Raw genomic sequence first — 10,478 nt, forward strand, 5'->3', positions numbered from 1 at the left:
TGCTCACCATTCCCGGCAGGGCCGAGATCTGCCCGAGGCAGAAGACCGTGGCCAGGAAGGCGCTGCGCTTCACCGGCAGCGTCCCGTAGTAGTCCATCTCGTGCCGGATGCGGAGCCAGGCCACCCGGGCGATCGCGAAGGAGGCGGCGCCGAAACAGACCGACATCACGACGTTCCCCGCCAGGAACCAACCGTTGTCCGCCCCGGGCCGGGTCACGTTGCTGCCGAAGGCGTACAGGAAGCCCACGGGCATGAGGATGCTGAACACCAGAAAGAACGGCAGGCTCGCCCGGTAGTCGGTGTACTGGAGGCGGAACAGGAGCCGGAACTGTTGCATCCACGACAGCGTGGACTGCGGCCTGGCCCGGACCTCCTCCCGCGGCAGGGCCTCAGCGGTCAAAGGACTCACCCCCGCTCAGTTCCAGGTAGACGTCTTCCAGGTTGGGCGTCACAATGCGGAAGTCGTCCAGCGCGTCCAGCCGGGGCAGAACGTCGGCAATCGTCGCCGCCGCCTCCGGGCGGGGGACGCTGACCGCGTAACGACGGGCCCCCAGGGGGATGGCCGACCGCTCCGCCAGCCAGCCGGCCGCCTCCTCTTCGCCGCCGGGCCGGAAGAGGAGTTCCAGCCGGACGTTCCCGGCCACCCGCCCCTTCAGCTCGCCGGGGGTGCCCAGGGCCAGGATGCGACCCCGCCGCACAATGGCCACCCGGTCCAGGACGGTCTCCGCCTCGACCACGTTGTGGGTGACCAGGATCACGGTCCGGCCGCCGCGCGCCCCTTCCCGGATGCGCTGCCAGACCACCCGGCGCACCTCGGGGTCCAGGTCATTGGTGGGCTCGTCGAAGACCAGCACCGGCCGGTCGCCCATCAGGGCCAGGGCGATCGAGATCAGCCTCCGCTGCCCGCCGGAGAGGCGGTGGAACGGCACCTTCAGCTTGCCGCCGAGGTGGAACGCCTCGATCAGCTCGTCTGCCTGCCGGCGTGCCGCAGCCAGCGTCATGCCCCGCAGCTGGCCCGTCAGCACCAGCAGTTCCCGGGGCAGCGCCTGGCTGGGCAGGGCCAGCCCCTGCGGCTGGAGGGCCACCCAGTGGTGGATCAGCGAGGGATCGGCCACCACGTCGTGGCCGAAGAGGTGGATGGTGCCGGAGGTGGGCCGGCTGAGGCCCGTCAGCTGCCGGATGAGGGTGGTCTTGCCGGCGCCGTTGGGGCCCAGCAGGCCGAAGACCTCCCCTTGGTAGATGTCGAGCGAGATGCCGTCGTTGGCCGGCGGCTGGTCTGGGGCGTACCGCTTCACCAGATTGCGGACCTCATAAGCTGCAGTGGGAATGGCTGCTCCCTCCTCTTCTCACCAGGTTCACGGCCAGTTCGCCAGGGGCTCCGGAGCCGCGAGCCGCCGCATGATCGGCCCTGCATCGTAGCAGCGAAGCCTCCCGAGTCTTCCGGGGGAAGCCATCGCCGCCACGTAGCCCGGTGCAGGGCTGAGGCTCTCGAGGGTCCACGCGGCGGGCTCCCCGGTTCCGGCGCCTGCCGCCAGCAGCGCCGGAGGCTCGTCCGGAAGGAACGTCACCCGAAATCGCCGGATCCCCGCAGTGAGTTCGTCACCGACCGCCTTGAGACAGGCTTCCTTGCGGGTCCAGCAGTGAAAGAACGCCAGCAGCTTGACCGACTCGGGGAGCGCCTCGAACCGCTCGAACTCTTCGTGCGAGAGGATGGCCCTGGCCAGCGCCCTGATGCGCACCGGGCGTATGTACTCGACGTCGACTCCCAGGGGCCGGTCTCGCGAGAAGACCAGGACCGCCAGCTCATGGGAGTGAGACAGGTTGAACTCCAGGGCGGGATCGCCCGGGGGCTGTCTGCGCACAAATGGCTTGCCGTGCGGTCCGGCGCCCAGCACCAGGGAGGCCGGGGCCGTGCGCAGGTGCTGCCCCAGGAGCCACCGGAGGAGGGAACGGCAAACCACGAACCGCCTGAATGCCCCGGGGTCCCGAAGGCGGGCCGCCCGCCGCCGCTCGTCGGGCGACTGCACCCCGCCCTTCCAGGCCCCCAAATGCCCGCCGAGGTCGCCCCGGGACCCCTCGGCGACTGGCTGCGGGACGTGATGGATCCGCTCCTGCACGGGTAGGGCGGGCCACGGCTCTTGCAGAGCCGCAACAAGCAGAACAACCGCCCGGCGCTGGGATGCGCCGGGCGGTTGCGTTTGCTTCAGGTGTTGCTGCGATCTCCGCGCGGCCGATCACGACCGGCGGCCCGGACGAGGCTGGGCCTCATTGACCGTCAGGGTGCGGCCGGCCCACTCGGCCCCGTTCAGGGCGTCGATGACCGCCTGCGCCTGCTCTGCAGGCACCTCCACGAAACCGAACCCGCGGCTGCGGCCGGTCTCCCGGTCCGTCGCCACCCGGGCGGCCTTCACCTCCGCGTACTGCGACACGGCGGCTTCCAGATCCTCCGGGGTGACTGCCCAGGGGAGGTTCCCGAAGTAGAGCGTCTTGATCATTCTTTTCTCCCTCCCTCATTTCAGGGTGTTGGTTCCTGCTGTGGGAGGGAACACGATTCCGGAGCAAACCTCGGACGCGCACGCCTCACCAACCGGACCAACCACTTATAGCGTACTCGCTTTGGCGACAGAACACAACCATTCTCATAATAGTTTCGTGCGATTTCGCTGCGGGCCTCCCCCCGGCGGCGCCTATAGCGCCCGGGCCAGCTCCGCAAGCAGCATCACGAAGGCCTGCTGGCCCCGCTCGAAGGAGGCGAGCCGGAGGAACTCGTCCGGGGCATGGGCCCGCTCGTCGGACTGCCCGACGCCCAGCGTGATCGTCTCCGCCCCGAGCACCCGCTTCACCAGGCCCATCACCGGCACGGTCCCGAAGCCGCGGGTGACCCGCGGCTCCCGGCCGGTAAGCCGGGTGAGCACCCGCACCAGGGCCCGCTGCGCCGGGTGGTCGGGCGGGATGAGGTAGGGGTCGGCCTCACCCGGAAGGTGCTCGATGCTCACCTCGGCGTAGGCGGGGGTGTGTGCCAGGATATGCGCCACCAGCTTTTCCCGGATCTCCGCCGGCGACTGGTCGGGCACCAGCCGGCAGGTGATCTTGGCGTGGGCCTCGCAGGGAATCACGGTCTTCACGCCCGGGCCGGTGAAGCCGCCCCAGATGCCGTTTACCTCCAGGGTCGGCCGGGCCGACGCCCGCTCGTAGGGCGTGTACTCCGGCTCGCCGAAGAAGCCCCGGGTGCCGGTGGTGCGGCGGAACTCCTCCAGGGGCAGCGCGGCGGCGGCGATCTCCGCCCGCTCGGCCGGGGTCAGCGGCCGGACCCGGTCGTAGAACCCCGCCACCGTCACCCGGCCCTCGGCATCCCGCATTGAGTCGAGCAGCCGCACCAGGGCGTGAATCGGGTTCACCGCCAGGCCGCCGTTGCCCGAGTGCAGGTCGCGGTCGGCCGTGCGCAGATTGATCTGCAGCCCCACCAGCCCCCGGGGGCCCAGCCAGACCTCAGGCCGCTCCGGCGTGCCCATGCCGCCGTCGGCGCTTACCATCACGTCGCAGGCGAGCAGGTCCCGATTCTGCTCCAGCACGGGCCCCAGGTGGGGGCTGCCGATCTCCTCTTCCCCCTCGAAGAGGAACTTGACGTTAAGCGGCAGACGGCCCTCGGTCTGCAGGAGGGCCTCGCAGGCGATGATCGGCAGCAGCAGGTTCCCCTTCATGTCGGTGGCCCCGCGGGCATAGACGCGCCCCTCCACCACCGCCGGCTCGAAGGGCGGGTGCGTCCAGAGGTGCAGCGGATCCGCCGGCTGCACGTCGAAGTGCCCGTAGACCAGCACCGTGGGACGGCCCGGCGCGCCGAGCCACTCCCCGTAGACCGCCGGGTGCCCGCCCGTCTCGAGAAGGCGCACGTCCGTCATCCCCGCCCGCCGGAGCCGCGCGGCCACCCACTCGGCCGCCCGGCGGACCTCCCCGGCCATCTCCGGGTCGGTGGAGACGCTGGGAATGCGCAGCAGGTCCAGGAGCTCCTCCCGGAACCGGGGTTGATTCGCCTCCAGGTAGCCCATCCACTCCTCGGCCATGGACCATCCCCCCGTGAAAGGTCTCCCAGTCACTTCGGGCGGGAGGCCTCCAATTCCTTCCGGACTTTGCGACAGCTCCCAGCAGCCTCAGGCAGGGCGAAAGACCCGCACCCCGGAGGCGACCGGTGGCCACCGGGGTGCGGTCACACGGCGCTGCGCGCCCCACCGTCCGCGCCGGCGGCGTGGCGCTCCGTCAGAACAGCGCGGGCCCGGCCACGCCGCGGGGCACGGTGATGCGCACGCTGCGGGTGGCGTTGTCCCATGTCACTTGAGCGCCGAGCCCCTCCGCGACGAACCGCAGCGGCACCAGGGTGCGCCCTTGCCAGAGCACCGCCGGCTGCGACAGCGCCACCGGCCGGTCGTCCACCAGGGCCGAGGTCGACCCCGGCGTCAGCGCGATCTGCTGCCCGCCCAGCACGATACGGACGGTGCGGGTCTCGGCCTCCCACTCCACCGTGCCTCCCAGCGCCGTCGCCAGGGCCCGCACCGGCACCAGGGTCTGGCCGGTGCTGCGGGCGACGAACGGTGCCACGTCCTCAAACTGCAGCGGCCGGCCGTCGAGCAGGATGGTGACAGCCTCGCCCACCTCAGACGGCGGCAGGCACCGGGCCGGCGCAGTGTCCCCGGGGTGCAGCGCGCCCTCGGTGTAGACGTTGGCGGCGTTCCAGAGGAGCCAGCTCGTGTAGCCCGCGTCGTACGTGGCCTGGATCTGGGCCCGCACCTCCGCGGGGCCGTACGGGTGGCCCAGGGAGAAGTCCTGCAGCCACGGGCGGACGGCCGTCCGGCTTCCCAGGCCCGCCGCCCCGATGCGCTCCCGGGCGTCGACGAGCGACCGGTAGACGGTCTCGTAGGGCATGGCGTTGGGGTTGGGCAGGCCCAGATTGCCCTTCTCGTAGTGGCTGGGGTAGAGCATGGGCGAGAGGTAGTCCACCGCCGCGGCGCTCTCCTCCAGCCGCTGGCCGATGCCCATGTCGTCCTGGACGCTGGTGACCAGGCCGAAGACGTCCGCGCTCACCAGCACGCCCAGGGGTGCCAGCTGCTGCCTGGCGTAGGCCAGGAACTCGGCCACCACCTGCTCATACGGGCGCCCGTCCGCGCCGGGGTAGCGGGTGGCGTTGAGGTCGCCGTCGGTGGGGAAGCGGACGTAGTCGAACTGGATCTCGTCAAAGCCCGCCTCGGCCGCGGCGCGGGCGACGCGGACCACGTAGTCCCAGGCCTCCCGGTTGTACGGGTTGAGCCAGGCGACCCCGTTCCAGTCCCGCCAGATGCCGCCGCCGGCCTGCTGCACGGCCCAGTCGGGGTGGACGGGCGCGACGATGGGGTCCTTGAAGGCCACGATGCGGGCGATGGCGTAGATGCCCCGGCTGTGCAGGTCCCGGGTGAAGGCCCGGGGATCGGGGATGAAGGGTCGCACCGCACCCGCCGCCTGGGCGGTGGCCTCATCGGTGGTGATGGTGACGCGGCCGGAGTCGTCCTTCACGTCCACCACCACGGCGTTGAGCTCCGTGCGGTCGATGAGGTCCAGGATGCTCTGCAGGAAGTCCGGGTTGCCGGCGTTCCAGGCGGTGAGGTAGACCCCCTTCACCTCGTAGGGGGCCGGGATCAACGGGGCCTGGAGCGGGCCGGTCGCGGCCCCGGCCGCGCCGGCGGAGGCGGGGCTCAGGGCGAACGCACACAGAGAACAGGCCACAACTGCGGCCAGGTTGCGAACAAAGCGGTGTCTTCTCACGCTGCGGATTCCACCCTTTGCAGATAGTCTGCGGCGACACCCCGGGAACAACCCGGGGTGTGACTTTCCAACCTTCAACAACAACGCTGTCAAACCCTGCCGCGGTTTGGTGGTCACTGGTGAGCGCGGCACCGCGGCCAACGGGGTTGCGACGTGTCCCGGGGGCCGTTCTGCGGACCGCAATCGGCAGCTTTTCCCTTCGGCTCCGGCCACCGGGCCCCCTCCGCGACCATCGGGCAGGGGCGCCGGCTTCGAAACGCACCTCCAACCCGGCGAAGCGAGAGGCGAGGACCGGGAATGAACCGTGCCCTCGCCTCCGTGCCGGGCTGTATTTGCTAATATATAAATAATTGGATCATAGCGGATCGCCACATGTTCCGTGAACAGTTCGCCGCCCTGCGTCGTACTACGGGTGACATTTCGGGGGGAGGTGTCAGGCCTGATTCGCGACGAGGAGCTCTGCCGGCAGGTCCAGGAGGGGAGCGAGGCCGCCCTGGAGGCGCTGGTGCACCGCTACCACCGGCCGATCTTCGCCTACCTCTACCGCCTCACCATGCACCAGCAGACCGCCGAGGACCTCACGCAGGAGACCTTCACCCGCCTCCTGGCGCAGATTCACACCTACCGCTTCCCCCGCCCCTTCCGGCCCTGGATATATACCATTGCGCACAACCTCTACCGCGACCACGTGAAGGCCGCCGCCCGGCGGGCCTTCCCGGCCGCCGACCCCGACCGGGTGCGTCCGTCGCCGGTGGTCGACCTCTCGGAGCAGATCGCCGAACAGGCCGCCCTGAGTCAGGCCCTGCGGGCGCTGGACGAGGGCGAGCGGGCCGTGCTGCTGCTCCGGTTCTACCACGGCCTTTCATCCCCGGAGGTGGCCGAGGTGGTGGGGATTCCCCCGGGGACCGTCCGGTCCCGCCTTTCCCGGGCGGTGCGCAAGCTCCGGGACCTACTGGAACCCACGGCCGCACAGGACGGAAGGAGTGAGATGCGGTGAACCGCCGCTGGGACGAACTGATCGCCGAGGTCACCGGCCAGGCCCCCGCTGCGCCTGCGGACGTACCAGACGCCGCTGCTCCCGATGCGGGCGGCGCTGACGGTCCTGATCGCGCGGCGGACGTTTCCGCGGGCCGCGCCCCCCACGCCGGCGCCTCCGGCGCCACGGGCGTGACTTGCGGTGCGGTCGCCGCCGGGCCAGATGCCGCCTGCTCCCCGGGCCTCGTCGCAGCGAGCGCCGCCCCGGGTTCCCCCCGGCGTCCTGCCGGCACCGCGGGTCCCGGCGGGCATCTTACCCCCGCCGAGGCGGAAGCCGTCTTGGCCCGCCTGGCGACCCACCTGGTGCCGCTGCCCACCGCCGCCGACACCGAGGCGCTCATCGACCGGCTCCGCCCGCTCCTCCCGCAGCCCGCGCCCCGGCGCTTCCGGGACTTCGGGCTCAGCCGGGAGCCCGTCGCCCTCCTCTTGCGGGCGCAGCTGCAGCACTTCCGCCCCGCCTGGTGGCTGGCGTCGCTGGCGTTCGTGCTGCTGGGGCTGCTGGCCGGACCCTCCCTCGCCGCCCGGGGCCTCTCACCGGCCGTGCTCGCCCCGCCCCTGGTGATCGGCGGCGTGCTCTACGGCTTCCGCAGCCTCAGGGGGGCCGCTCTGGAGATCGAACTCTCCTGCCCGGTCACCCCGGCGCAGGTGGCCCTGGGGCGCATGCTCGTCCCCCTGCTCTACTACCTGGTGCTGGGAGCGGTTGCGATCCTGCCGGTTCCAGGCCTCGCCGGGGCCTTGTCCGGCGCCGTTCTCCCGGGCCAGGCGCTCGTCGCCGGCTCGACCCAGGGCGCAGTCCCGGCCCCCACCGGCGTTTTCCCGGAACCGGCCTACGCACAGCTCTTCCTGGGCTGGACCGCCGCCCTGCTTCTCTTCGCGGGCCTGATGCTCACCCTCACGCTCTACGTGGGCACCGCCACCGCCGCCGGCCTGGCCACGGTGCTGTGGGGACTGCTGTGCGCCCTCCACACCGTCCGGCTCAGTCCCTTCGCCCTGCCCGCGGGGCCGCGCTGGACCCCCGTCCAGCTGGCCCTCCTCGCCCTGGGGCTCCTGCTGCTGGCGACGGGGCTCTACCGGCGGCGCCTCTTCCACTGGCCGCCGGGGCGGGAGGCGTAAGGAGGCAACAGGAATGCGGCTCACCTTCAAAGACGTCACGGCGAGCTACAACGGCCGGTCGGTGCTCGCCGGCGTGACCCTCTCGCTGGGCCCCGGGCTGTGGCTGTTCACCGGGCCCAACGGGTGCGGCAAGTCCACCCTGCTGCGCTGTGCGGCGGGCATCCTGCGGCCCCGGTCAGGCCGGGTGCGGCTGCTCCCCCGGGACGCGCGGGAGGAGATCGACGCCTGGGACGATCCCACGGCCTACCGCTGGCACCTGGGCTACGCCCCCCAGGAACTGCTGGACCTGCCCGAGACCACGGCCGGCCGCTACCTCGCCTACCTGGCGGCGCTGAAGGGGGTCCGGCCCGCCTGCCGGCCGGAGCGGGTGGCCGCCGTGATGGCCCAGGTCTCCCTGCCCGACCGGGAGGTGCCGGCCTTCTCCACGGGCCAGCGCCGCCGGCTGGCCCTGGCGGCGGCCCTGCTCAACGACCCCGACCTGCTCATCCTGGACGAGCCCACCCAGGGGCTGGACCCCGACGAACTGGTCCGCCTGCGCCTGCTGCTGGTGGAGCTGGCGGCGGACCGGATCGTCCTGGTGGCCACCCACCTGCCCGAGGCGCTCTCCGGCTGCGCCGACGGGCACTACACCATCACGGCAGAGGGAGTGAACCGGGTTGGAGATCCGGCTTGAAGGAGTGACCAAGACCTACAGCGGTGGCGTGCGGGCGCTGGACGATCTCACCCTCACCATCCCGCGGGGGATGTTCGGCCTGCTCGGCCCCAACGGCGCCGGCAAGACTACCCTGATGCGCATCCTCGTCACCCTGCTGGAGCCCACCGCCGGCCGCATCACCATCGCCGGCATCGACCGGCTGCGTGAGCCCCACCGCGTCCGGCAGATCATCGGGTACCTGCCCCAGGAGTTCGGCTTCTACCGGCGGCTCACGGCCCGGGAGTATCTGGAGTTCGCCGCCGGCATGAAGGGGCTTCCCCCCGCCCAGCGCCGCCGCCAGGTGGACGAACTGCTCGTGCGGGTGAACCTGGACCGGGACGCCCGCCGCCCCGTGGGCGGCTTCTCCGGCGGCATGAAGCGCCGGCTGGGCATCGCCCAGGCCCTGCTGGGCGACCCCCGGGTCCTGGTGGTGGACGAGCCCACCGCCGGCCTCGACCCCGAGGAGCGCATCCGCTTCCGCAACCTGCTCACCGAACTCGCCGGCGACCGGGTCATCCTCCTCTCCACCCACATCGTGGCGGACGTGGAGTCGGCCTGCTCGGCCCTGGCCGTGATCGATCGGGGGCGGCTGCGCTTCACCGGCTCGCCCGGGGAACTGGCGCGCCAGGCCGAAGGACGGGTCTGGCAGCTGACGGTGCCGGCCCGGGACTTCGAGCGGCTGCGCGGCGGCCTGCGGATCGTGGGGGCCCGCCGGGTCGGCGATGACATGGAGCTGCGGGTGCTCAGCGCTGAGAACCCGCTGGGGCAGGGCACGCCCCTCGCCCCGACGCTGGAGGACGGCTACCTGGCGCTGATGGAGGGGGTGCCGGCATGAGCGGACAGAACGTGGCACGGGAGTGGGGTGAGTCGCCCGCACCGGGCGTCGGTGCGACGGCGGACCGTGTTGGGGCGCCGCGCTGGGGGGCGGGGCTGCACATGCTCCTCGCCGTGGTGCAGTCCCAGGGGCGCCTGGCTTTCCGCAGCGCCGGCCCCTGGATCACCCTCGCGACGGCCGTGGCGCTAGCGGCCGGGATCAGCTGGGGCGGGGCCACCGGCCGCATCTTCTACCACTACAACGAACTGGGGGCGCCCATCTTCTACCTGCTGGCGATGCTGTTCACCGCCACCGCCGCCCGGCGGGAGCACAGCGAACACGTGGAGGAACTCATCGGTGCCCTTCCCTACGAGGCGGCACCGTGGGTCCTGGGCCGCTTCCTGGTCCAGTACCTGATCTGGCTGGCGGTGTCGGTGGTGGCATGGGCCGCAGCGGGGGCAGCGGTTGTACTCAGCGGTCACCCGCTGGACCTGCACGCCCTGGCCCTGAACTGGGTGGTGGTGGTCCCGGCGGCGCTGGCCTACGCCACCGCCCTCGCCCTGCTGATCGGCAGCCTGGCCCGGTCGGCCGTCACGGCCTACTTCCTCACCCTGCTCGCCTGGCTGGGCGGCCCCCTGTTCCGGCTGCTCGCTTCCCGGTCGACCGTCTTCCTCCCGGCGCCGATCTTCGAGTTCTTCGCCGGCGTGCGGGTCGCCCCCCAGGGCGCCACCGGCTTCTTCTACAACGTCGACCTGGTCTTCTTCAACCGCCTCGTCACCCTGGGCATCGCCGTGGCAGCGCTGGCTGTCCTGCTCCTCGCCGTCGCCCGCCGGCGCCGTCGTGTGGCCCTGCCGTACGCGCTTCTGCTGGGGCTCGCCCTGCTGCTGGTCGCAGGGGCCGCCCGGGAAATCCAGCTGGACTGGGGCCTCCGCTACAAGACCGTCGCCGCCGAGATGCGACGGGTGGACGCCGCCGAGCCGTGGTACGAAGAGCTGTCCGGAGGGGCCGTCATGTCCATTCCCACCTATCCGG

The 10,478-nt window shown here is 71.8% G+C and carries 11 protein-coding genes; 5 read left to right on the top strand and 6 right to left on the bottom strand.

All coding sequences use genetic code 11. The annotated features are described in order from the left end of the window. The 6 genes from AB2385_RS15800 to AB2385_RS15825 form a co-directional block, all read right to left on the bottom strand. A partial coding sequence (locus AB2385_RS15800) for a hypothetical protein (RefSeq protein ID WP_367655975.1) occupies window positions 1-400 on the bottom strand: 400 nt, incomplete at its 3' end. After that, the gene (locus AB2385_RS15805; protein WP_367655976.1) at window positions 390-1,295 is read right to left on the bottom strand and encodes an ABC transporter ATP-binding protein; all 906 of its coding nucleotides are present in this window, start codon (window positions 1,293-1,295) and stop codon (window positions 390-392) included. The genes AB2385_RS15800 and AB2385_RS15805, both read right to left, overlap by 11 nt. A gap of 60 nt (window positions 1,296-1,355) precedes the next feature. Continuing rightward, window positions 1,356-2,117, bottom strand: coding sequence for a 4'-phosphopantetheinyl transferase superfamily protein (locus AB2385_RS15810; RefSeq protein ID WP_367655977.1), 762 nt, complete (start codon window positions 2,115-2,117; stop codon window positions 1,356-1,358). A gap of 117 nt (window positions 2,118-2,234) precedes the next feature. Then, on the bottom strand, window positions 2,235-2,495 hold the full coding sequence (locus AB2385_RS15815; RefSeq protein WP_367655978.1) for an RNA recognition motif domain-containing protein: 261 nt from the start codon (window positions 2,493-2,495) through the stop codon (window positions 2,235-2,237). 192 nt (window positions 2,496-2,687) lie between these two features. After that, window positions 2,688-4,061, bottom strand: a complete 1,374-nt coding sequence (locus AB2385_RS15820; RefSeq protein ID WP_367655979.1) for a dipeptidase — start codon at window positions 4,059-4,061, stop codon at window positions 2,688-2,690. 193 nt (window positions 4,062-4,254) lie between these two features. After that, on the bottom strand, window positions 4,255-5,790 hold the full coding sequence (locus AB2385_RS15825) for a putative glycoside hydrolase (RefSeq protein WP_367655980.1): 1,536 nt from the start codon (window positions 5,788-5,790) through the stop codon (window positions 4,255-4,257). 430 nt (window positions 5,791-6,220) lie between these two features. Between AB2385_RS15825 and AB2385_RS15830 the strand changes: the two genes are divergently transcribed. The 5 genes from AB2385_RS15830 to AB2385_RS15850 all read left to right on the top strand — a co-directional run. Further along, window positions 6,221-6,787, top strand: coding sequence for an RNA polymerase sigma factor (locus AB2385_RS15830; protein ID WP_367655981.1), 567 nt, complete (start codon window positions 6,221-6,223; stop codon window positions 6,785-6,787). Next, window positions 6,784-7,938: a hypothetical protein gene (locus tag AB2385_RS15835; protein ID WP_367655982.1), complete on the top strand. Its 1,155-nt coding sequence runs from the start codon at window positions 6,784-6,786 to the stop codon at window positions 7,936-7,938. The genes AB2385_RS15830 and AB2385_RS15835 overlap by 4 nt, the downstream gene beginning before the upstream one ends. 13 nt (window positions 7,939-7,951) lie before the next feature. After that, a complete protein-coding gene (locus tag AB2385_RS15840) occupies window positions 7,952-8,611 on the top strand; it encodes an ATP-binding cassette domain-containing protein (RefSeq protein ID WP_367655983.1) in 660 nt (219 codons plus the stop codon). Beyond that, complete coding sequence (locus AB2385_RS15845) at window positions 8,595-9,467, top strand: ABC transporter ATP-binding protein (RefSeq protein WP_367655984.1); 873 nt, start codon at window positions 8,595-8,597, stop codon at window positions 9,465-9,467. The genes AB2385_RS15840 and AB2385_RS15845 overlap by 17 nt, the downstream gene beginning before the upstream one ends. Then, window positions 9,464-10,478, top strand: a 1,015-nt coding sequence (locus tag AB2385_RS15850; RefSeq protein WP_367655985.1) for an ABC transporter permease subunit, incomplete at its 3' end; no start/stop codon positions are given. The genes AB2385_RS15845 and AB2385_RS15850, both read left to right, overlap by 4 nt.

The sequence above is a fragment of the Symbiobacterium sp. genome, assembly GCF_040797425.1.
GTDB lineage: Bacteria > Bacillota > Sulfobacillia > Symbiobacteriales > Symbiobacteriaceae > Symbiobacterium.

Excerpts from the sequence above, each read along its gene's own strand:
- AB2385_RS15815 (WP_367655978.1), bottom strand. The coding sequence starts at position 2,495 with ATGATCAAGACGCTCTACTTCGGGAACCTCCCCTGGGCAGTCACCCCG.
- AB2385_RS15820 (WP_367655979.1), bottom strand. The coding sequence starts at position 4,061 with ATGGCCGAGGAGTGGATGGGCTACCTGGAGGCGAATCAACCCCGGTTC.
- AB2385_RS15840 (WP_367655983.1), top strand. The coding sequence starts at position 7,952 with ATGCGGCTCACCTTCAAAGACGTCACGGCGAGCTACAACGGCCGGTCG.